This is a genomic window from Mycobacterium sp. Marseille-P9652, from assembly GCF_902652685.1.
Lineage (GTDB): Bacteria > Actinomycetota > Actinomycetes > Mycobacteriales > Mycobacteriaceae > Mycobacterium.
Window position 1 is genome coordinate 1 of sequence record NZ_CACRUY010000056.1, and the last position, 21,515, is coordinate 21,515.

17 protein-coding genes are annotated in these 21,515 nt (G+C 67.7%); 11 read left to right on the forward strand and 6 right to left on the reverse strand.

Annotation, left to right across the window (positions count from 1 at the left end; genetic code table 11):
- On the reverse strand, positions 1-1,552 hold a 1,552-nt coding region (locus GPY60_RS22040; RefSeq protein ID WP_231639778.1), incomplete at its 3' end, for a condensation domain-containing protein.
- Positions 1,553-1,645: 93 nt separating this feature from the next.
- On the opposite strand from GPY60_RS22040, the gene GPY60_RS22045 reads away from it, so the two are divergent.
- From GPY60_RS22045 to GPY60_RS22060, 4 genes are all read left to right on the forward strand, one after another.
- Positions 1,646-3,271: a (2,3-dihydroxybenzoyl)adenylate synthase gene (locus GPY60_RS22045; protein ID WP_156689824.1), complete on the forward strand. Its 1,626-nt coding sequence runs from the start codon at positions 1,646-1,648 to the stop codon at positions 3,269-3,271.
- A 111-nt stretch (positions 3,272-3,382) separates the two neighbouring features.
- On the forward strand, positions 3,383-3,808 hold the full coding sequence (locus GPY60_RS22050) for a hypothetical protein (RefSeq protein ID WP_156689825.1): 426 nt from the start codon (positions 3,383-3,385) through the stop codon (positions 3,806-3,808).
- A 242-nt stretch (positions 3,809-4,050) separates the two neighbouring features.
- Positions 4,051-4,449, forward strand: a complete 399-nt coding sequence (locus tag GPY60_RS22055) for an MmpS family transport accessory protein (protein ID WP_156689845.1) — start codon at positions 4,051-4,053, stop codon at positions 4,447-4,449.
- Positions 4,446-7,292 (forward strand): MMPL/RND family transporter, encoded by a 2,847-nt coding sequence (locus GPY60_RS22060; protein WP_197283784.1) that lies wholly within the window; start codon positions 4,446-4,448, stop codon positions 7,290-7,292. The genes GPY60_RS22055 and GPY60_RS22060 overlap by 4 nt, the downstream gene beginning before the upstream one ends.
- Here the strand turns inward: GPY60_RS22060 and GPY60_RS22065 are convergent.
- The 3 genes from GPY60_RS22065 to GPY60_RS22075 all read right to left on the reverse strand — a co-directional run bounded on the left by GPY60_RS22065 (position 7,279) and on the right by GPY60_RS22075 (position 10,919).
- Positions 7,279-8,295 (reverse strand): acyl-ACP desaturase, encoded by a 1,017-nt coding sequence (locus tag GPY60_RS22065; protein ID WP_156689826.1) that lies wholly within the window; start codon positions 8,293-8,295, stop codon positions 7,279-7,281. The two genes, GPY60_RS22060 and GPY60_RS22065, sit on opposite strands and share 14 nt — an antisense overlap.
- A gap of 211 nt (positions 8,296-8,506) precedes the next feature.
- Positions 8,507-9,484 (reverse strand): acyl-ACP desaturase, encoded by a 978-nt coding sequence (locus GPY60_RS22070; RefSeq protein WP_370462789.1) that lies wholly within the window; start codon positions 9,482-9,484, stop codon positions 8,507-8,509.
- Positions 9,485-9,596: 112 nt separating this feature from the next.
- Positions 9,597-10,919: a salicylate synthase gene (locus GPY60_RS22075; protein ID WP_370462790.1), complete on the reverse strand. Its 1,323-nt coding sequence runs from the start codon at positions 10,917-10,919 to the stop codon at positions 9,597-9,599.
- A 426-nt stretch (positions 10,920-11,345) separates the two neighbouring features.
- On the opposite strand from GPY60_RS22075, the gene GPY60_RS22080 reads away from it, so the two are divergent.
- Positions 11,346-12,581 (forward strand): sodium-dependent bicarbonate transport family permease, encoded by a 1,236-nt coding sequence (locus tag GPY60_RS22080; protein ID WP_156689829.1) that lies wholly within the window; start codon positions 11,346-11,348, stop codon positions 12,579-12,581.
- A gap of 203 nt (positions 12,582-12,784) precedes the next feature.
- Positions 12,785-14,008 carry a sodium-dependent bicarbonate transport family permease gene (locus GPY60_RS22085; protein ID WP_156689830.1) on the forward strand — a complete coding sequence of 408 codons (1,224 nt, stop codon included), beginning with the start codon at positions 12,785-12,787 and terminating at the stop codon, positions 14,006-14,008.
- 64 nt (positions 14,009-14,072) lie between these two features.
- Here GPY60_RS22085 and hemW read toward each other — a convergent pair whose 3' ends face one another.
- Positions 14,073-15,245, reverse strand: a complete 1,173-nt coding sequence (gene hemW, locus GPY60_RS22090) for a radical SAM family heme chaperone HemW (protein ID WP_156689831.1) — start codon at positions 15,243-15,245, stop codon at positions 14,073-14,075.
- A 139-nt stretch (positions 15,246-15,384) separates the two neighbouring features.
- On the opposite strand from hemW, the gene GPY60_RS27780 reads away from it, so the two are divergent.
- The 5 genes from GPY60_RS27780 to GPY60_RS22110 all read left to right on the forward strand — a co-directional run bounded on the left by GPY60_RS27780 (position 15,385) and on the right by GPY60_RS22110 (position 20,182).
- On the forward strand, positions 15,385-15,486 hold the full coding sequence (locus GPY60_RS27780; RefSeq protein WP_370462787.1) for an Ms4527A family Cys-rich leader peptide: 102 nt from the start codon (positions 15,385-15,387) through the stop codon (positions 15,484-15,486).
- Between the two features lie 111 nt (positions 15,487-15,597).
- Positions 15,598-17,277, forward strand: a complete 1,680-nt coding sequence (locus GPY60_RS22095; protein ID WP_156689832.1) for a nitrite/sulfite reductase — start codon at positions 15,598-15,600, stop codon at positions 17,275-17,277.
- Positions 17,274-18,017, forward strand: coding sequence for a phosphoadenylyl-sulfate reductase (locus GPY60_RS22100; protein ID WP_156689833.1), 744 nt, complete (start codon positions 17,274-17,276; stop codon positions 18,015-18,017). Before GPY60_RS22095 ends, GPY60_RS22100 begins: the two co-directional genes overlap by 4 nt.
- A complete protein-coding gene (locus GPY60_RS22105; protein WP_231639779.1) occupies positions 17,996-18,718 on the forward strand; it encodes a sirohydrochlorin chelatase in 723 nt (240 codons plus the stop codon). Before GPY60_RS22100 ends, GPY60_RS22105 begins: the two co-directional genes overlap by 22 nt.
- Positions 18,719-18,802: 84 nt before the next feature.
- Positions 18,803-20,182 (forward strand): HNH endonuclease signature motif containing protein, encoded by a 1,380-nt coding sequence (locus GPY60_RS22110; protein ID WP_156689835.1) that lies wholly within the window; start codon positions 18,803-18,805, stop codon positions 20,180-20,182.
- Between the two features lie 232 nt (positions 20,183-20,414).
- Here the strand turns inward: GPY60_RS22110 and GPY60_RS22115 are convergent, their stop codons facing one another.
- Positions 20,415-21,509 carry a sulfate/molybdate ABC transporter ATP-binding protein gene (locus tag GPY60_RS22115; RefSeq protein ID WP_156689836.1) on the reverse strand — a complete coding sequence of 365 codons (1,095 nt, stop codon included), beginning with the start codon at positions 21,507-21,509 and terminating at the stop codon, positions 20,415-20,417.
- Between the last annotated feature and the right edge of the window lie 6 nt (positions 21,510-21,515).

The window sequence follows — 21,515 nt, forward strand, 5'->3', positions numbered from 1 at the left end:
GGTCGGGGGCGTCCCAGGCGTCGCCGTCGGAGGCTAGCCTGAGCACCTCGTCGATGTGGTGGTCGAACATGGCGTCGACCACCCCCGGCGGGAAGACGCCGTCGCGCACATCCCAGTTCACCAGGATGCCGCCGTCGAACTCGGTCACCTGCGCGTCCAGCACCACCTGCGGGCCCTGGGAGATGATCCACGCGGGGACACCGAACTCGCGGGTGACCTCCGCGCCGAACAGCTCGCCCAGGCCCAGCGCGCTGGTGAAGACGACGGGTGCCAGCACCTGCGTGCCGCGGTGGCGGCTGAGGTCGCGCAGCACCGACAGCCCGGGATACGCCGAATGGGCGGCGGCCGTCCGCATAGCGCCCTGCACGGCGTCCGCCCGCGCGGCGGCGGTCGTGGCCCCGCGCAGGTCGATGTCGAGCAGCAACGAGGAGGTGAAGTCACCGACGAGCGAGTCGACGTCGGGATGCAGCGCCTCGCGCCCGAACAGCGGCACGTTCAGCAGAAAGTGCGGGGTGGTCGACCAGCGCGCCAGGGTGTTGGCGAACGCGGCGGCCAGCGTCATCGCCGGCGTGACGCCGCGGGCCCGGGCGTGGGCGAACAGCGCGTCGCGGGTGGCCGGGTCCAGCCGCCGCCAGCGGCGCGAACTCCGGCGCGAGATCCCGCCGGTCGCGGGCAGCGCGGGCGGGTCGGGCAGGTCCGGGATGCGCCGCGACCACCAGTCGCGGTCGGCTTCCCGCACGGGGTGCGGCCGGGCCTCGACGGCCACGCGGTAGTCGCGATAGGTGTAGCCCAACTCGCGGAGGTCGCGCCCGGCGTACAGCGCGGCGAGGTCGCCCATCAGGGTGCGGTAGCTCATGGCGTCGGCGGCCTGCATGTCGAGGTCGACGTGCAGCCGCGCGCGCTCCCCGGGCAGCAGCGTCACCGCGAGTTCGAGCACCGCGCCGTCGAGTTGCTGGTGGGACTTGGCGTCGCGGATGTCGGCCAGGCGCCCGTCGGGGTCGGGGTGGTCGCGCAGGTCCTCCACACCGACCGGGAATTCGCCGCATTGCGCCGGGTCGGCGATCCGCTGGGTGCCGTCGGGAAGGAACCGCACGCGCAGCATCGGGTGGCGAAGCGCCAGCGCCGTCGCCGCCTCCCGCAGGCGGCCCGGATCGAGCGGGCCGCCGTCGAATTCGACGTAGAGGTGCCCGGCCACGCCGCCGAACCGCTGCCGGTCGTGGCGGCCGACCCACATCGCGTGCTGCATGGGGGCGAGCGCGAACGGTTCGTCCGGCGCGCTCACGGGCGCGATCTCGGGCGCGGGGTCGTCCTCGCGGGACGGTCGGGCGGCCACCAGGGCGGTCCAGGCCTCGATCGTCGGCGCGGCCGCCAGCGTCGCGAAATCGACGGCGACGCCCCGCCTCCTCCAGCGACCGGCGAGCGTCATCATCCGGATGGAGTCCAGGCCCTGACCGATGAGGTTGCCGCCCGGGTGGACGGCGCCGGCGTCCACGCCCAGCAGCTCGGCTACCTCGGCACGGATGTCCTCCGCGCACGCCGGGGCATGCACCACGCACCTCCCTGAATTAGCACAGGCTTCCCTAATTTTGGTTACCCTATCCTTGACCGTGGCCGCCCCGCCACCACACCCCGGCAAAGGAGCCCGATGACCCCGGACCGCCCGCCGCCGGCGGGCTTCGTCCCGTTCCCCGCCGGGCGCGCCGGCGCTCCCCGCGCCGCCGGCTACTGGTCGGGGCGGGCGCTGCACACGGTGCTGACCGATGCGGCGAGGAATTGGCCCGGGCGCATCGCCGTGCTCGACGCGGCCACCGGACGCGGGATGAGTTACGCCGAGCTCGACGCCGAAGCGGACCGCGCCGCCCGCGGGTTGCGCGCGCTCGGCATCCGCGCCGGCGACCGCGTGCTGCTGCAGCTGCCGAACGGGTGCCGGTTCGCGGAGGCACTGTTCGGCCTGTTGCGGGCCGGCGCGATACCGGTGATGTGCCTGCCCGGCCATCGGGCGGCGGAGCTGGCGCACTTCGCCGTGGTCAGCGAGGCCACGGGGCTGATCATCGCGGACACCTCGGGCGGCTTCGACTATCGGGCGATGGCGCGCGACCTCCCGCCCCTCGGGCATGTGATCGTCGACGGCGACCCCGGGCCGTTCACGGCGTGGTCGGAAGTGGTCGAAGAGCCGCAGGCGCAGGTGCCCGACACCACGGTGGACACGGCCTCACCCGCGCTGCTCCTGGTGTCGGGCGGAACCACCGGCGTCCCGAAGCTGATCCCCCGCACCCACGACGACTACCTCTACAACGCGACCGCCACCGCCCGGCTGTGCGGACTCACCCCCGACGACGTCTACCTCGCGGTGCTGCCCGCGGGCCACAACTTCCCGCTCGCCTGCCCGGGGCTGCTGGGCGCGATGACCGCGGGCGCGACGACCGTGTTCGGCACCGACCCCAGCCCGGAGGCCGCCTTCGCCGCCATCGCGCGGCACCGCGTGACGGTCACGGCGCTGGTGCCGGCGCTGGCGAAGCTGTGGGCGCAGGCGTGCGAGTGGGAGCCGGTGACTCCGAAGTCATTGCGGCTCTTGCAGGTTGGCGGGGCGCGCCTCGAGCCCGAGGACGCGCGGTTGGTGCGGGCCACACTGACGCCGGGCCTGCAACAGGTCTTCGGCATGGCCGAGGGGCTGCTCTGCTTCACCCGCCCGGGCGACCCGCCCGACCTCGTCGAGAACACGCAGGGACGACCGCTGTGCGCGGACGACGAACTGCGCATCGTCGACGGCGAAGGACGGCCGGTGCCACCCGGCGAGGAGGGCGAGCTCCTGGTTCGCGGGCCTTACACGGTCAACGGCTACTTTCGGGCCCGGCGCGACAACGAACGCTCCTTCGACCCCGACGGCTTCTACCGCAGCGGCGATCTCGTGCGCCGCCGCGACGACGGCTACCTGGTGGTGACCGGCCGGGTCAAAGACGTGATCTGCCGCGCCGGCGAAACGGTCGCCGCCGCGGACCTCGAGGAGCACCTGCTGAGCCACCCGGCGATCTCGTCCGCCGCCGCGGTCGCGATCCCGGATCCCTATCTGGGCGAGAAAATCTGCGCCGCCGTGGTATTCGGCGGCGAGCCGGTCACCCTCGCGGGACTCAACGCCCACCTCGACGCGCGCGGGCTGGCCGCACACGCGCGCCCCGACATGCTGGTCGCGCTGCCGGCATTGCCGACGACCCCGATCGGCAAGGTCGACAAGAAGGCGATCGCCCGGCACGTGGCGCCACCTCCTCGCTGAACGTCTTGTCAATCAGGTTGAGCGGCAACAGCTTTGGCTGCGGCATTCGGGCACGCCGAGAAATCGGGTCCGCCGGGTGCTAGTTTCAACGGTGTTGCGAAGGAGGCGACGGTGAATTCAGCATTGTTCGGCTTACTGACCGTGATCGCCCTGGCGAGTGCACTGGTGTTCGCTACTGTCGCTGCCGTCTACGTGAAACGGCTTGGCGACCGACCCTCTACTCCGATGAGCGACGAAATCGGAAGCGCCAAAACCGTTACGCGCAAAGTGCGTAAGCGCGAGCCGATGTCGCAGGATGAACTCGAGTACGCCAAGCGAATCGTTGCCGACCGCAGTTCCCCGCTGGCGCTGTGCATCCCCGGGGCTTTGTTCTCGATCGGCTGCTTCTACGTGTTCGGCAGTCTCTACCATCTGCACGGAGCCACACCGTCCGAGCGGACATTCCTCGGCGTGTTCCCCATGCTGGCCTCCATGAACCTCACCACGCAGATTCTCCGGAGCGTGCGATTGAAGAGGCGCCTTCGGAAAATGGCTTGACGGTCCGGGATCCCTGGTGCGGTCACCGGCAGATGACGACGCCGGCACCCCAGTGAGCGCGCGGTGCGACCGCGGGCCGGAGATCTTCGCACCGCCGACTGTCCATTGGGTACGTGGTCGTCTACTATCAGCACTCAGGTGATGACAGGCCGGGCGACAACGCCGGGTACCGGGACCTGCTGCGGGGAGGTGGTCGAGTGAGTCGTCGCTGGACTGCCAGGACTGTCCTGGAGCGGACCTGGATGCCGTTGGTCGCCGTCGTCATGATCGGGGCGGGGGCAATCGGCATGTGGAAGGTGCACCAGTTCTCCGCTCCCCCGCCCGTCATCACGGTCAATGGCCCGGCTGCGCCCGAGCAGACCACTCCCAAGCAGCTCACGTACGAGTTGTTTGGCTCCCTCGGCGAGGGCGGGATGCTGGTCTACCTCGACGTCAACGCGCATCCGCATCGCGTGGACCTGACCGCGTTGCCGTGGTCGCATACCGAGACCACGACGCTCACCGTGGTGTCCGGCAGCATCTCGGCCCAGGTGCACGGCGGTCAAGTCGGCTGCCGGATGCTGGTGAACGGTGTTGTCCGCGCGGAACAATCCGACGACCACCAGGATGCGCACGTCTTCTGCCTGGTGAAATCCGCATGACCGAGCATCGGGCGGAGCCTCGGACGAAACGACCCTTCGTCCCACGAATGGTCCGCATGCTGGCGATACCGATCATCGCGTTCTGGGGCCTCCTTGCCGTGTCGACGAACACCTTCATGCCGCAAGTGGAGCGGGTCGCGGAAGAACTCGCAGGCCCGGTTGTCCCGCACTACGCCCCGTCGCAGCGGGCGTTGCTGGCCATCGGCGCGAAGTTCCGCGAGTCGAATTCGACCAGCCTGGCCATGCTTGTGCTCGAAGCCGATCGGCCGCTGGGGGACGCGGACCACCAGTACTACGACGATTTGGTGCGCCGGCTCAAGCAAGATCCCAAGCACGTGCAGTACGTCATGGATCTGTGGGGCAAGCCGCTCACCGCCGCGGGGGCGCAGAGCCTCGACGGCAAGGCCGCATACGTGCTGTTGCGCCTCGCGGGCGACATCGGCCAGATGCAGGCGAACCAATCCGTTGCCGCCGTAAGGGATGTCGTGGCCAAGGACGCGCCGCCGCCCGGGCTCAGGGTCTATGTCAGCGGCGCGGCCCCGCTCGCCTCCGACACGGTGACCATCGCGAATTCGAGCTTGAACGACATCACGATCGTGACGATCTTCCTCATCATCGCCATGTTGCTGTTGGTGTACCGCTCGATCGTCACCCTCTTCGTGCCCTTGGCGGGTGTCCTGTTCGAGATGCTGGTCGCGAAGGGAGTCATCTCAACCCTCGGGCATCTGGGATACATCGAACTCTCGTCGTTCGCGGTGAACATCGTCGTCGCGCTGACCCTGGGAGCGGGGACGGATTACGGCATCTTCCTGATGGGCCGCTATCACGAGGCCCGGCAGGCCGGCGAGACCAAGGAGGAGGCGTTCTACACCGCGTACAAGAGCGTGACGCCGGTGATCCTCGGCTCGGGCCTGACCATCGCGGGGGCGTGCTACTGCTTGACTTTCGCGCGACTCAACTACTTCCACACCATGGGGCCGGCCGTAGCCATCGCCATGATGTTCACCATCGCGGCCGCGCTGACGCTCGGGCCGGCATTCTTGACCGTGGGCAGCCTGTTCGGCCTGTTCGACCCCCGACGTTCGGCCAAGGCGCACCTCTATCGGCGGATCGGGACGAGCGTGGTCCGGTGGCCGGTGCCGATCCTCGTGACCAGTGCTGCCGCCGTCATGTTCGGCGCGGTCTTCGTGCCGACGTATCGACAGAATTACGACGACCGTCAATACCAGCCGCACAATTCACCCGCCAACCTGGGTTTCGCGGCGGCCGACCGGCATTTCCCGAAGAGCAAGCTGTTCTCCGAGATGCTGATGATCGAGACCGATCACGACATGCGCAACTCGGCCGACTTCATCTCGTTGGACCGGGCGGCCAAGGCGCTCGTTCGCCTTCCCGGCGTTGCGATGGTGCAGAGCATCACCCGGCCCCTGGGCCGCCCCCTGGAACACGCCACGATCCCCTACCTGTTCACCACCCAGGGAGGCGGCAACGGTCAGCAGCTGCCCTTCAGCCAGCAGCAGAACGCGAATACCGCTCAGCAGGCGCAGATTCAGGTGCACTCCGTGGAGGTGTTGCGCAAGGAGATCACCGTGTTTCAGCAGATCTCGGATGAGCTGCACAGCACGGTGCTCACCGTCGAGGATTTGGAGAAGGTCACCCAGGAACTCCGACAGGAGCTGTCGAACGTCGACGACTTCTTCCGTCCGGTGAAGAGCTATTTCTATTGGGAGCGGCACTGTTTCGACATCCCGATCTGCTGGACGTTCCGATCCCTGTTCGATGGGCTCGACAACATCGACAAGCTGGCCGACGACATTACCGATGCCAAGACCTCCCTGGAGGCCGTGGACAGGCTCCTGCCCCAAGTCATCACCCAACTCAAACTGACGGCCGACGACACCGAGCAGTTGTCGAACTTGCTGCTGAGCAGCTACGGCCAATCGGCTCTGCAGTCGACGCAGACGGACCAGACCTTCGACGACCTGGTCAACGTGGGGCTCGACTTCGACCGCGCCCGCAGCGACGACTTCTTCTACATCCCCCACGAGGGTTTCGACAACGAGGACGTCAAGACGGGTATGCAGCTGCTGATGTCGCCGGACGGCAAAGCCGCTCGAGTCATCGTCACCCACGAGGGCGACGCAAACGGCCCCGAAGGCGTGCAGCACGTCGAGCAGTTCCCGGCGGCGATAACGACGATTCTGAAAGAGACGTCGCTTGCCGGTGCGAGGGTCTATATCGGCGGTTCCGGGTCAACCAACAAGGACATCAAGCAATATGCCGCATCCGATCTGCTCATCGTGGGGATCGCCGCGTTCGTTCTGATCTTCCTCATCATGTTGTTCCTCACGCGGAGCCTGATGGCGGCCGTGGTCATCCCCGCGACGGTGGCCTTCTCCTACGCCGGGGCGTTCGGTCTGTCCGTCCTCGTCTGGCAGCACCTCATCGGCCTGCCCCTGCACTGGCTGATACTTCCGCTGACGTTCATCATCCTGGTGGCGGTGGGCTCGGACTACAACCTGCTCCTGATCCTCCGGGTGAAAGAGGAACTGCACGCCGGGATCCACACGGGTCTCATCCGCGCGCTGGGCAGCACCGGCGGCGTGGTGACGTCCGCCGGCCTGGTGTTCGCGTTCACCATGCTGGCGATGCTCACCAGCGATCTCAGGACCATCGGCCAGGTGGGGTCCACCGTGTGCATCGGGCTACTGCTCGACACGCTGATCGTGCGCTCGTTCGTGGTGCCGTGCATCATCAGGATCCTGGGGCCGTGGTTCTGGTGGCCCACGCTGGTGCGGCCGCGCCCGCTGCGGCAGGCCCCGGCGGCCGCTACCGCCCGCTAAGCGTCAGCGTCCCTTCGGTTTTCAGGACCTTGCTCGCCGTGATCCGCTCGGTCCGGCGCGCCTCGCGCTCCAGGTAACGCTGCTTGGATTCCTCGAACTTCTCGCCGGCCTGCTCGAGTTCCTTGATCAGCAGCGCGAGGTCGTCGCGCATCCAGGCGGCCTCGCCGGTGAAGTCCTCCCGTTCGAAGATGCGCCACTTCCGCAGGACCGGCATCACCACCTCCTCGAGGTGGATCCGCGGGTCGTACACGCCCCCGACGGCGATGATCACCGCCTTACGACGGAACTCCGGCACCGTGAAGCCGGGCATCTTGAAGTTGCGCAGGATCTTGTGCACCGACTTGATCGCCTGGTTGGGCGCGATGTCGAGTCCCGCGGCGCTGACGTCCCGATAGAAGATCATGTGCAGGTTCTCGTCGTGCGACACCTGAGCCATCAGCCGCTCGGCGATCGGGTCGCTCGCCGCCTTGCCGGTGTTCCGGTGCGACACCCGGGTGGCCAACTCTTGGAACGAGACGTACATGACGGAGTCGAACAGGCTCTCAGCGAACATGTCGCCCTGGTGGTTCTGGCCCGGGCTGAAGCCCCTCGTCATTTGCTCGAGGCGAAGCTTCTCGAGCTCGACCGGGTCCACCGCGCGGGTGACCACCAGATAGTCGCGCAGCGCGGTGCTGTGCCGGGCCTCCTCCGCCGTCCAGCGGTTCACCCACTGGCCCCACGGGCCGTCCATGCTGAAGTTCATCGCGATCTCGCGGTGATACGACGGCAGATTGTCCTCTGTCAGCAGGTTTTGCACGATCGCCACCTGCGCCACGTCGGGGATGCGGGACTGCCCGGGCTCCCAGTCCTGGCCGTCGAGGGCGTAGTAGTTCTTGCCGTCCGACCACGGGACGTAGTCGTGGGGGTTCCACTCCTTGAACATCGCGAGGTGGCGGTTGAGGAGTTTCTCGGCCACCGGCTCGAGCTCGTGGAGTAGCTGCAGATCGGTCAGGTCCTTGGACACGTGGTTCTCCCAGCTATGTGTAGCGGTAAGTAACAGGCAATGTATCTGTGTCATCCGGTTACATCAAGCTGACACGCGGGGACGCGACGAACTAGGGCCTAAAGTCCCTTCGGGGAGCGTCGATCCCGAATCGAGACCGGAATCACCAGGCCGTGGCGGGCGCAAGCGACTCAGCAGGGCCGTCGGCACGGTGGGCCCGACGTGGCAGTGACTACCGCGCGGCGGCCGTGGCCTTCTCGCTCCGGCGAGCCTCGCGCTCGATGTAGCGGCGCTTGGACTCGTCGAACTTGTCGCCGGCCCGGCCGAGTTCCTCGATCAACGCGCCGAGGTCGTCGCGCAACCGTGCGGCCTCGCCGCGGATGTCCTCGCGGTCGAACACGCGCCACTGCTTGAGCATCGGCAGCACGACCTCGTGCAAGTGGATGCGCGGGTCATACACGCCGCCGACGGCGATGATCACGGCGTTGCGGCGGAACTCCGGCCCCGTGAAGCCCGGCATCTTGAAGTTCCGAAGGATGCGGTGCACGGACTTCATCACCTCGTCGGGCGCGATGTCGAAACCCGCGGAGGTTAGGTCGCGATAGAAGATCATGTGCAGGTTCTCGTCGGCCGACACCCTGGCGAGCAGCTGGTCGGCGACGACGTCGCCACACGCCTTCCCCGTGTTGCGGTGCGCGACGCGGGTGGCGAGTTCCTGGAACGAGACGTAGACGACCGCGTCGAACAGCGTCTCGGCAAACACGTCGCCCTGCTGGTTCTGGCCGGGGCTGAAGCCCCGCGTGATCTGCTCGATGCGGCGCTTCTCGAGATCCACGAGGTCGACGGCCCGCGTAACGGCCAGGTAGTCGCGCAGCGCCGTGCCGTGCCGGTTCTCCTCGGCGGTCCACCGATTCACCCACTGTCCCCACGGTCCGTCCATGCTGAAATTCATGGCGATCTCGCGGTGATAGGAGGGCAGGTTGTCCTCCGTGAGCAGGTTCTGCACCATCGCCACGCGGGCGAGCGGCGAGAGCCGACTCTCCTCGTGCGCCCAGGCGCGGCCGTCCGCAACGAATAGGTTCTTGCCTTCCGACCAGGGAACGTAGTCGTGCGGGTTCCATTCCCTGGCCATCGACAGGTGGCGGTTGAGCAGGCGCTCCACCACCGGTTCGAGCTCGGTGAACAACTCCAGGTCGGTCACGCTCGTCAACACAAGGTGCCTCCCCGGATTGGTCGAAACGGTACGCGCAACATATCGGCGCAAGTCGGCACCGTCGGACAGACACGCCAGCGTACGCGCGGCCGATTCGACGGCCGACGACTCACCAACTGCTGTCGGCCGGAATCAGGTACGGCGCGAGCGTCGACAGCTTCTCGCAGGTCTCCTCGAACTCGCGCTCGGGCCGCGACTCGGCGATGATCCCGGCGCCGGCGCGCAACCACGTCGCGCCATCGCGTTCGTACACGGCGCGCAGCGTCAACGCCGCGTCCAGGCCGCCATCGGCCGAGAACATCACGACCGCGCCGGAATACAGCCCGCGCGGCGCCTCGTCCAGACGCAGGATCGCCTCGACCCCGGCCGCCTTGGGGATGCCGGACGCGGTGACCGCCGGAAAGAGTGCCTCCAGCGCGTCCATGCGATCGGCCGCCGGGTCCAGAAGCCCGCAGACGGTAGAGCCGAGGTGCTGCACGCTGCCCCGCTCGCGCACCGTCATGAAGTCGGTGACCGCGGCCGTGCCGGGTTGCGCTATCTCGGTGATCTCCTGCAGCGAGCTGCGTACCGAAATAGCATGCTCCACAATCTCTTTGGGGTCCGATTGCAGGTCTTCGCGCGCCCGGCCGTCGCGGACCGCGCCACGGCCCAGCGCGCGGGTGCCCGCGAGCGGCTCGGTCACGACGGCGCCGTCGCGCGCGACCGCCGCGACGAGCTCGGGGCTGTAGCCGAGCGCGCGCGTCGCCCCCAGCCGCAGCAGAAAGGATCTCACGGGTGTGTTGTGCCGGCGGCCCAGCCGGTAGGTGGAGGGGAAGTCGAGCTCGAATGGCACTGGCACACAACGGGACAGGATCACCTTGCGGTAGCGGCCCGCGCTTATCTCGCGAACGGCCGTCGCCACCCGGTCTCGGTAACCCGACGCGTCGGCCCCGACGTCCACCGCGCCGCTGCCGCGAATTTCCGGCGGGCCGTTGGCGATCAGGTCGAGGACCGCGTCGCGGTGGGTCGCGGGCCCGTCGAACAACCGAACCGCGCCGGGGGTCACCACGATCCGGCTGCGGGGCCAGAAGACCCGTGCCAGTGGGGTGCCCGGGGCGAGCCGGCGCTGCAGCCCGTAGCGGTAGAGGCCGAATTCGAAGGCGACCCACCCGAACAGCTGGTCGGTTTCCAACAGCAGGCGGTCGACGGCGTCACCGAGCGCCGATCCCGGACGTCCCGACCACGGCTGGCGGCGCGTCACCCCATCGCGGATCACCCGGAGCTCGTCGCTGTCCAGCTCGACCATCGCCCGCACACCGCTGGCCAGCACCCACTGGTCGCCGTGCTCGTAGAGCAGATATTCGTCGCCTGACCGCTCGGGCAGTGCCGCCGCGAGGGAAGCGGCCAGATCGGCCGGATCGATGTGACCGGGCAGCGCGATGGGCGGTGACACGGAGCCGGTGGCGCTGGGATCCGCCCTGAGATCGGTCACGGTTAGTAAATGTAGCCTAACCTTCCTTACCCCGCCGTCCCAGCCTCCCTCGGTGCCCGCGCCGCCACCATCGCGGCAATTCGGCGAGGGCCATTCACCCTCGACACACCAGACAATCCACAGCCAGGTAATTCACAGATAAGTCACAGAGCTTCCAAACTTTCGCAAGAAATTCCGCCGCTACCAGCGCCGCGTTGACCACGGGTTTTCAGGAACCGAGCGATTCCGGTGCAGCCGGGGTTACCACTATGTTTCGGCACCTGTTTTGGAGTGGCGACGCAAGATCGGCGGGTTTACATTTCTCCACGATCAACGGGATGGTCGCGGTTTCCCCCATTGCGGAGGGTGCTTCCCCTGATCACCGGATCGCTCGAGAGGGGCACCCCCATGCTGCAAGAGTTCTGGCACAACTTCACCCATAACCTGTTCAAACCGCTGCTGCTGTTCTTCTACTTCGGCTTCCTCATCCCCATCCTCAAGGTGCGGTTCGAGTTTCCCTACGTCATCTATCAGGGTCTGACGATGTACCTGTTGCTGGCCATCGGCTGGCACGGCGGTGAGGAGCTCGCCAAGATCAAGCCCGAGGAGATCGGCACCATCGCCGGGTTCGTCGTCCTGGGCTTCGTGCTGAACTTCGTGATCGGCGGGCTCGCCTACCTGCTGCTGGGCCGCATGAGTTCCATGCGAAGAGTCGACCGGGCGACGGTCGCCGGCTACTACGGGTCGGACTCCGCCGGGACGTTCGCGACCTGCGTGGCCGTCCTGGCGGCCGTCAACATTGCGTTCAACGCCTACATGCCGGTGATGCTCGCGGTCATGGAGATCCCCGGCTGCCTCGTGGCGCTGTATCTCGTTGCGCGCCTTCGTCATCGCGGTCTCAACGAAGCCGGCTACATGCCCGACGAGCCCGGGTACAAGCCGCCGGTGCGGGTCGGCATCGGCCCGGGGACCGCCGCGCGGCCCCAGCCGGGCGAGAGCCTAGACGCCGAGAACGCTCGGGGCATCGAGGAAGAGCTGGAACTCTCGATGGAAAAGCTCGAACACCCGAACTGGGAGCCCGACCACACGCCGGCCATCGGCAAGCCCAAGCGCATGCCGATCTTCTCCCGGGAGTTGTTGCAGGAGGTGTTCCTCAACCCGGGCCTGGTGCTGCTCATGGGCGGCATCCTCATCGGCCTCATCAGTGGCTTGCAGGGCCAGAAGGTGGTCGCGGACGACGACAAGTTCTTCGTGTTGGCGTTCCAGGGGGTGCTCTGCCTCTTCCTGCTGGAGATGGGCATGACCGCCTCCCGCAAGCTCAAGGACCTGCGGACCGCCGGTCCCGGTTTCATCTTCTTCGGCCTGTTGGCGCCGAACATCTTTGCGACGCTTGGCATTCTGGTGGCCCACATGTACGCGTCGGTGAGCGACGCCGATTTCAAGCCGGGCACCTACATCCTGTTCGCGGTGCTGTGCGGCGCGGCCTCGTACATCGCCGTACCGGCCGTGCAGCGGCTGGCGATACCCGAGGCCAGTCCGACGTTGCCGTTGGCAGCGTCCCTCGGTCTGACGTTCTCGTACAACGTCACCATCGGAATCCCGCTGTACATCGAGATCAACCGCCTGGTGACGCACTGGTTCTGACACCGGTGGGCGCCGTCGGCACCGCGGCGCCCACCGCCGGTGAGTAACAGACATCACATCAAACCGCCCGCGCCGCTTGTTAATTCTTCGTAAAAGCGGGTTGACGCCGGGGGGCTGAGTCCTCACAGTTTATGGGTGTTCGTGGACGCCCCCTGCCGCCTGCTGCTGCCCTCGTCGCAGAACTGAATTCCTGGGACCCGCGGATGATCCACGAGTTCTGGCAGAACTTCACGCACAACCTCTTCAAGCCGCTGCTGCTGTTCTTCTACTTCGGCTTCCTCATCCCGATCCTCAAGGTGCGGTTCGAGTTTCCCTACGTGATCTACCAGGGGCTCACCATGTATCTCCTGGTGGCCATCGGCTGGCAGGGTGGCGAGGAACTCGCCAAGATCAAGCCGGCGGACATCGACAACATCGCCGGGTTCGTCGCCCTTGGGTTCGTGCTGAACTTCGTGATCGGCGGGCTGACGTACGTCATGCTCAAATACCTGACCCGCCTCCGGAGTGTCGACAGGGCGACGGTCGCCGGATACTACGGCTCCGACTCAGCGGGCACCTTCGCCACGTGCGTGGCGTTCCTGACAAGCGTCGGCATCGCCTTCGACGCCTACATGCCGGTTGCGCTGGCGTTCATGGAGATTCCCGGTTGCCTGCTGGCCCTGTATCTGGTGGCCCGGCTTCGGCACCGGGGAATGGACGAGGCGGGGTTCATGCCCGACGAGCCGGGCTACACCGCCCCCGCCAAGATCGGACCCGGCGCCGCCCGTGCCGGGCTCGACGACCCCGACGAGCGCGGTGTCGAGGAAGAACTCGAGTTCTCACTGGAGAAGCGCGAACATCCCGGGTGGTACGGCGAACCGGGCGCACCCGCCGGGACGCCGACGAAAGTACCGCTGTTCTCCCGGGCGATCCTCCAGGAGGTGTTCCTCAACCCCGGGCTGATTCTGCTCGTCGGGGGCATCGCCATCGGCTTCGTCAGTGCGCTGCAGGGGCAGAAGGTGGTGCACGATCAGAACGAGCTCTTCGTCGCGGCCTTCCAGGGTGTGCTGTGCCTGTTCCTGCTCGAGATGGGCATGACGGCGTCACGCAAGCTGCGCGACCTCCGGTCCGCCGGCGGCGGGTTCATCTTCTTCGCCCTACTGGCGCCGAATGTGTTTGGGGCGCTAGGGATTCTGGTCGGGTATGGCTACGCATACCTGACCGACACGCACTTCCAGCCGGGAACCTACGTGCTCTTCGCGGTGCTGTGCGGCGCCGCGTCGTACATCACGGTCCCGGCTGTGCAGCGCATGGGGATTCCGGAGGCCAGCCCCACCTTGCCACTGGCGGCGTCGCTCGGCCTGACGTTCTCCTACACCGTCACCGTCGGCATTCCGCTGTATGTCGAGTTCAATCGCTTGGTGGCGCACTGGTTTCCGGGCGTTTGAGCCGGGGCTAGGTTTGAGGCCGGCGACCCGCTTCCCCCGGCTTCGCCGCGCTCGCGATCGCCGGCTAGCCCAGCAGCGAGCGCACCACCGCGTCGGCCAGCAGCCGGCCGCGCGGCGTGAGCACCAGCCGGTCGCCCTCCGACACCAGCAGGCCGTCTGAGACCGCCGTCATCGCGCGTTCGCGTTCGGCGGCATTTAGCCTGTCCAGCGGAAGGCCTTGACGCAGGCGGATTCCCAGCAGCACGTCCTCGGTGTGCATGGCGTCGGCATCGAGCCGCTCGAAGCCCGCGACCGGCAGCGTCGCGCGTTCCAGCATCTCCGCATAGCCGTTGGGATGCTTGACATTCCACCAGCGGGTCGCGCCGACGTAGCCGTGCGCCCCGGGTCCGGCGCCCCACCACTCACCGCCGTCCCAGTAGCCGACGTTGTGCCGGCACTCACCGCCCGGGCGTGACCAATTGGACACCTCATACCAACTCATGCCGGCCTCGGACAGGCGGGCGGCGACCAATTCGTACCGGTGCGCCAGGACGTCGTCGTCGGGGGCCGCGAGCTCGCCGCGCCGCACCCGCCGTGCCAGCGCGGTGCCCTCCTCGACCACCAGGGCGTACGCGGACACGTGGTCGACGCCGGTCTCGATCGCCGTGTCGACCGACCGCAGGAGGTCGTCGTCCGTCTCCCCCGGCGTCCCGTAGATCAGGTCGAGGCTGACGTGCTCGAACCCCGCGGCCAACGCCTCGCGGGCGGAGTCCGCCGACCGGTTCGGCGTGTGGATTCGGTCGAGGACGCCCAGCACCCGCGGCGACACCGACTGCATGCCGAGGGACACGCGGGTGTATCCCGCCGCGCGGGCCGCCTCGAAGAAGTCGGGCCACGCCGACTCGGGATTCGCCTCCGTCGTGACCTCGGCGTCGGGCGCCAGCACGAAGTTCTCGCGCACCATGTCGAGCAGGGTGGCCACCCGCTTGCCGCCCAGCAGCGAGGGCGTCCCGCCGCCGACGAACACCGTGTTCACCGTCGGCCCGTTCAAGCGGGCGGCCGCAAGTTCCAGCTCCGTGCGCAGCGCCAGCATCCAGGCGTCCGGGTTGACGCCCCCCAGCTCGGCCGGCGTGTAGGTGTTGAAGTCGCAGTAGCCACAGCGGGTGATGCAGAACGGCACGTGAAGATACAGGCCGAACGGCCGGTCCGCGGTGGGATCCAGGGCTGGCAGCTCGACCGGAGCCTGGCTGAGGGTCATGCCAAATCTTCCCACGCGCGGCCGGCTCCCAGCCCTTTCGCGGGTTTGTTGGCCGAAACACCCAGGCTTGGCGTCGAGTTTTACTCAGCGTGAGGGCAAGTTTGACCTGGTTGGATCCGCGCCGCGCATCCATGGCAGAATGGGCCCCGTGATTGCCGCCCCGTCCAACCTGCGCACTGCGCTGGTTTCGCGGCGGCACATCGATCTCAAGCGTGTCTGCAGCTGTTGCTGTCTGTCCTGATCTCGTAGACCCGCCCACCTGTATCAGCTGGCGTCGGATCTGCGCCGCCGACCCGATACCGGTGTGCCGCGCGTCCAGGCCCAGCAACGTTTGCGAAGGAGAACCGCTTCAATGACCACAGCACGTCCCGCTGGGGCCAACAACAAGGGCCGCAGCGAGGGCCAGTGGGCGCTGGGCAATCGCGAGCCACTGAACCCCAACGAAGAGATGAAGCAGGCCGGCGCGCCGCTTGACGTGCGGGAACGCATCGAGACCGTCTACGCCAAAGAAGGCTTCGACAGCATCGAGAAGAGCGATCTGCGGGGCCGATTCCGGTGGTGGGGCCTCTACACCCAGCGCGAGCAGGGCTACGACGGCTCGTACACCGGCGACGAGAACGCCGACCTGCTGGAAGCCAAGTACTTCATGATGCGGGTGCGCTGCGACGGCGGCCACCTGTCGACGGCCGCACTGCGCACTCTCGGTCAGATTTCGACCGAATTCGCCCGCGACACGGCCGACATCTCCGATCGCGAGAACGTTCAGTACCACTGGATCGAGGTGGAGAACGTCCCCGAGATCTGGCGGCGCCTCGACGCGGTCGGGCTGCAGACCGCCGAAGCGTGCGGCGACTGCCCACGTGTGATCTTGGGCTCACCCCTGGCGGGCGAGTCGCTCGACGAGGTGCTCGACCCGACGTGGGCGATCGACGAGATCGTCCGTCGCTACATCGGCAAGCCGGACTTCGCCGACCTGCCGAGGAAATACAAGACCGCCATCTCGGGGTTGCAGGATGTCGTGCACGAGGTCAACGACATCGCCTTCATCGGCGTCAACCATCCCGAGCACGGCCCGGGCCTCGACCTGTGGGTCGGGGGCGGTTTGTCGACCAACCCGATGCTGGGCCAGCGGCTCGGCGCCTGGGTGCCGCTCGAGGAGGTGCCCGAGGTATGGGCGGCGGTGACGTCCATCTTCCGCGACTACGGCTACCGGAGGCTGCGGGCCAAGGCGCGGCTCAAGTTCCTGGTCAAGGACTGGGGCGTGGAGAAGTTCCGCGAGGTGCTCGAGACCGAGTACCTGAAACGGGCCCTGATCGACGGTCCGGCGCCCGAGCCCGTCAAGCACCCGATCGATCACGTCGGCGTGCAGCGGACCAAAAACGGCCTGAACGCCGTGGGCGCCGCGCCGATCGCCGGGCGGGTGTCGGGCACCATCCTCTCGGCGGTCGCAGACCTGGCCGAGCGAGCCGGATCGGACCGCATCCGCTTCACGCCCTACCAGAAGCTCGTCATCCTCGACGTCCCCGACGACAAGCTCGACGAGCTCATCACCGGCCTCGAAGCGCTCGGTCTGCACACCAAGCCGTCGCAATGGCGGCGAAACCTGATGGCCTGCACGGGAATCGAGTACTGCAAGCTGTCGTTCGCCGAAACTCGGGTTCGGGCGCAGTCTTTGGTGCCTGAGCTCGAGCGTCGCCTCGAAGACATCAACTCCCGGCTCGACGTGCCGATCACCGTGAACATCAACGGCTGCCCCAACTCGTGTGCCCGGATCCAGGTCGCCGACATCGGTTTCAAGGGACAGATGGTCGACGACGGCCACGGAGGCTCCGTCGAGGGCTTCCAGGTGCACCTGGGTGGCAGCCTCGGCCTGGACAGCGGCTTCGGCCGAAAGTTGCGGCAGCACAAGGTCACCAGCGACGAGCTGGCCGACTACATCGACCGGGTGGTGCGCAACTTCATCAAGCACCGCCACGAGGGTGAGCGTTTTGCCCAATGGGCCCTTCGGGCCGGGGAGGACGACCTGCGATGAGCGAAACCGTCACGAGGCCAACCGAAGACGAATTACGCGAGCTGGCCGCCCGCGGGGCCGCGGAGCTCGAGGGGGCCAGCGCTACCGACATATTGCGTTGGACCGACGAGAATTTCGGCGGCTTCAACGGGCCGCGCGGCTGGGCGACGTGCAACTACGTGGTCGCGTCCAGCATGCAGGAGGCCGTGTTGATCGATTTGGCCGCCAAGGTGCGGCCCGGGGTGCCGGTGATGTTCTTGGACACCGGCTACCACTTCGTCGAGACGATCGGCACGCGCGATGCGATCGAGTCCGTCTACGACATCCGAGTCGTCAACGTCACGCCGGAACACAGCGTGGCCGAGCAGGACAGGCTCCTGGGCACGGACCTGTTCGCGCGGGACCCCAGCGAGTGCTGCCGGCTGCGGAAGGTCGCCCCACTGGGTAAGGCGCTGCGCGGTTACTTCGCCTGGGTGACCGGGTTGCGCAGGGCCGATTCGCCGACCCGCGCCAACGCACCGATCGTGAGCTTCGACGAGGGCTACAAGCTCGTCAAGGTCAACCCGATCGCGACGTGGACCGACGAGGACATGGAGAACTACATCGACGAGCACGATGTGTTGGTGAATCCCCTTGTCTACGAGGGCTATCCATCCATCGGCTGCGCGCCCTGCACGGCCAAGCCCGTCGACGGAGCCGACCCGCGCAGCGGGCGGTGGCAGGGGCACTCCAAGACGGAATGCGGGCTGCACGCGTCGTGACCACTCTGCTGCTCACCGCGCACGGAAGCCGAGATCCACGATCGGCCGACAACGCGCGGGCCATCGCCGACCGGGTGGCGTGCATGCGCCCCGGCCTCGATGTGCGGGTTGCGTTCTGCGAGTTGAACTCGCCATCTCTCGGCGACGCGCTCGCGGAGGTTTCGGGTGATGCGGTGGTGACACCGTTGCTGCTTGCTCACGCCTATCACGCGCGCGTCGACATTCCCAGGCAGACTGCCGGTTTCGGCCGAGTGCGACAGGCGCCGGTGCTCGGTGAGGACGACCGGCTCGTGTCGGTGGCGCGGCAGAGGGTGACCGAAGTGGGCGTCTCCCGGCTCGACGACACGCTCGGCGTCCTTGTGGCGGCCATCGGCTCGTCCGACGGCGCGGCTAACGCGCGGACAGCGCAGGTGGCGTCGAGGCTTTTGGCGGGCACGCGGTGGGCGGCCGCGACGACGGCGTTCGCCACCGGTCCGGAGTCCTCGCTCGCCGAGGCGGTCGACACCCTGCGCCGGCGGGGCGCCCGTCGCGTGGTTGTCGCGCCGTGGTTCCTGGCGCCGGGATTGTTGCCCGACCGGGTGCGGCGCTTCGCCGATACCGCCGGCATCGAGATGGCGGCTCCGCTGGGCGCGCACCGACTGGTCGCCGAGACCGTGCTGAGCCGGTTCGATCAGGTGGCGGTACAGCGCGTCGCCGCCTGATCGCGTGAAACCCCGTGTGGCACTTTTGCTTCACTAGTCCCACGCCGACGAGTTTTGTCGGCGTGCGGTCGTAGTGTTCCGAACATGAGTTCGAGTGACCGGGATGTGATTGAGGCGGACTACGCCGCCTTGGGCGAGGTGGTCTCGCGCATCCTCGGCCATTCCTACGACGCGGTGACCTGCCCCGAACGCCTGGTCTACCTCGAGCGACTCGAGCGCGAGACCCGGCGGCTGCGCTCACCGCAGCACGCCCTGATCAATCAGCTGGCCGCCCAATCCAGCGACGCGGAGCTCGGCGGCACCCTGTGCGCGAGCCTGGCCAACCGGTTGCGGATCACCAAGGCCGAAGCGGGCCGGCGCATCGGCGAGGCCGACGACCTCGGACCAGGGCGCACGTTGACCGGGCAACCGCTGCCCCCGCCGCTGCCGGCGACCGCCGCCGCCCAGCGCGAGGGCTCGATCGGCGACGGGCACATCAAGGTCATCCGCGGCTTTTTCGCCCACCTGCCCGCCGAGGTCGACGTCTTCGTCCGCCAGGCCGCCGACGCCGACCTGGCCGCCAAAGCCACCGGGTATCGCCCCGACGAGCTCGCCAAATACGCCCACCGCATCCTGGACTGGCTACACCCCGACGGCGACTACACCGACGCCGAACGCGCCCGCAAACGCGGCATCACCCTGAGCAAGCAGGACGTCGACGGCATGTCTCGCCTCACCGGACTGATCACCCCGGAATTGCGGGCCGCGATCGAAGCCCTGCTCGCCAAGCTGGCCGCCCCCGGGGCCTGCAATCCCGACGACGAGGCGCCGCTGGTCGATGACACCCCCGACGAGGACGCGGTGCGCCGCGACACCCGCTCGGCGGCGCAGCGCAACCACGACGGCCTGTTGGCCGGGCTGCGCGGCCTGCTCGCCTCGGGCACGCTGGGCCAACACAACGGCCTTCCGGTCACGATCGTGGTCACCACCACCCTGCAGGAGCTGGAGGCCGCCACCGGCAAAGCCCTGACCGGCGGGGGCAGCCTGGTGCCGATGTCGGATGTGATCCGCTGGGCCGGCCACGCCCACCACTACCTGGCCCTCTTCGACGGGTGCAAGCCGCTGGCGCTGTATCACACCAAGCGGCTGGCCTCCCCCGCGCAGCGGATCATGTTGTACGGCAAGTATCGCGGCTGCACCCGGCCGGGCTGCGACGCCCCGGCCTACCACAGCCAGGTCCACCACGTCACCGGCTGGACCAAGACCCACCGCACCGACATCGACGACCTCACCTTGGCCTGCGGACCCGACAACCGCCTCGCTGAGAAAGGCTGGACCACCCGCACCAACGCCCGCGGGGAAACCGAATGGATCCCCCCACCCCACCTCGACCACGGCCAACCCCGAACCAACACCTACCACCACCCCGAAAAAATGCTCACCCCCGACGAAGACGACGACGAAGAGAAACCAGGGGCGGCTTAAATCGCCGCCTCCGGTAGGGGCTCGACGGAGCTCAGTTCCACTCGCAGCACTTTGGCCGGCCTGACTTTGCCGTCAGGCGGCGGCGCCGTCGTGCCTCCGTCGGTGCTGACATAGGCGACGCGGCCATAATCGGTTGGGCCGCGCCCCCATCGATGAAGAACTGCTCCAGGAACTCGGCGACGGTGACGAGCTTCGCGCGGGACACGTACTGCAATGAAATCCGGCGCGTCCCCTAGTTCACGCCGACGTTCAGCGTGCTCGCGTCCTGCTCGGCGCCGCCGCTCGCGTGCTGGGGAGCGGCGGTGTCGCCGGTGATCGGCGGCACTCGGGTGGCCCGGACGTAGACGGTGTCGCCCTCCTTGAGCGCGAGCGCCTCGGCGTCACCGCGGGTGATCTGGGCGGTGAACGGGGCTTTGGTTGCGGCGCTGGTCAATTCGACCCGCACCTCGAAGCCGAGCATCACCACGCGGTCGACCGTCGCACGAATGACGCCGGCGGATTCCGCGGTGCCGTCGGCGGTGGCGACGGCCATGTCTGGCGTGCGGCCGACGCGGATGTCGTGCGGGCGGACCAAGACGCCGTTGAGGGAGGAAACGGCGCCCAGGAACGACATCACGAATGCGGTGGCGGGCGAGTCGTAGACCTCTCCGGGCGAACCGATCTGTTCGATGCGGCCCTTGTTCAGCACGGCGATCCGGTCGGCCACGTCCAGCGCCTCCTGCTGGTCGTGGGTTACCAGCACCGTGGTGACATGCACCTCGTCGTGCAGGCGCCGCAGCCACGCCCGCAGGTCCTCGCGCACCTTGGCGTCCAGCGCTCCGAACGGCTCGTCGAGCAGCAGTACCTGGGGATCGACGGCCATGGCCCGCGCGAGCGCCATGCGCTGACGCTGCCCACCGGACAACTGGTTTGGATAACGCGTCTGAAAGCCGCTCAGCCCAACGACTTCCAGCAGGTCGTCGACCTTCTCCTTGATCTCGGCCTTGGGGCGCTTGCGGATCTTCAGGCCGTACGCCACGTTGTCGCGCACGGTGAGGTGCTTGAACGCCGCGTAGTGCTGGAACACGAAACCGATACCGCGCCGCTGCGGCGGCACGTGAGTGACGTCCTGGCCGTTGATGGTCACCGTTCCCGTGTCCGGCTGGTCGAGCCCGGCGATCGTGCGCAACAGGGTCGACTTCCCCGAACCGCTGGGTCCCAGCAATGCCGTCAGCGAACCGGTGGGCACCTCGAAATCGACGTGGTCGAGTGCGACGAAGTCGCCGTAGTGCTTGTAGGCGTCGCGGACCACGATCGCGGGCTGGACGCGTTGGGCGTGTTCGGTCATGTGCGA

Coding starts and splice junctions, on each gene's coding strand:
- hemW (WP_156689831.1), bottom strand. CDS start 15,245: ATGACCCTCAGCCAGGCTCCGGTCGAGCTGCCAGCCCTGGATCCCACC.
- GPY60_RS22105 (WP_231639779.1), top strand. CDS start 17,996: ATGCGGGCTGCACGCGTCGTGACCACTCTGCTGCTCACCGCGCACGGA.
- GPY60_RS22055 (WP_156689845.1), top strand. CDS start 4,051: ATGCCGTTGGTCGCCGTCGTCATGATCGGGGCGGGGGCAATCGGCATG.
- GPY60_RS22115 (WP_156689836.1), bottom strand. CDS start 21,509: ATGACCGAACACGCCCAACGCGTCCAGCCCGCGATCGTGGTCCGCGAC.
- GPY60_RS22110 (WP_156689835.1), top strand. CDS start 18,803: ATGAGTTCGAGTGACCGGGATGTGATTGAGGCGGACTACGCCGCCTTG.
- GPY60_RS22045 (WP_156689824.1), top strand. CDS start 1,646: ATGACCCCGGACCGCCCGCCGCCGGCGGGCTTCGTCCCGTTCCCCGCC.
- GPY60_RS22085 (WP_156689830.1), top strand. CDS start 12,785: ATGATCCACGAGTTCTGGCAGAACTTCACGCACAACCTCTTCAAGCCG.
- GPY60_RS22060 (WP_197283784.1), top strand. CDS start 4,446: ATGACCGAGCATCGGGCGGAGCCTCGGACGAAACGACCCTTCGTCCCA.
- GPY60_RS22080 (WP_156689829.1), top strand. CDS start 11,346: ATGCTGCAAGAGTTCTGGCACAACTTCACCCATAACCTGTTCAAACCG.
- GPY60_RS22095 (WP_156689832.1), top strand. CDS start 15,598: ATGACCACAGCACGTCCCGCTGGGGCCAACAACAAGGGCCGCAGCGAG.
- GPY60_RS27780 (WP_370462787.1), top strand. CDS start 15,385: ATGGGCCCCGTGATTGCCGCCCCGTCCAACCTGCGCACTGCGCTGGTT.
- GPY60_RS22100 (WP_156689833.1), top strand. CDS start 17,274: ATGAGCGAAACCGTCACGAGGCCAACCGAAGACGAATTACGCGAGCTG.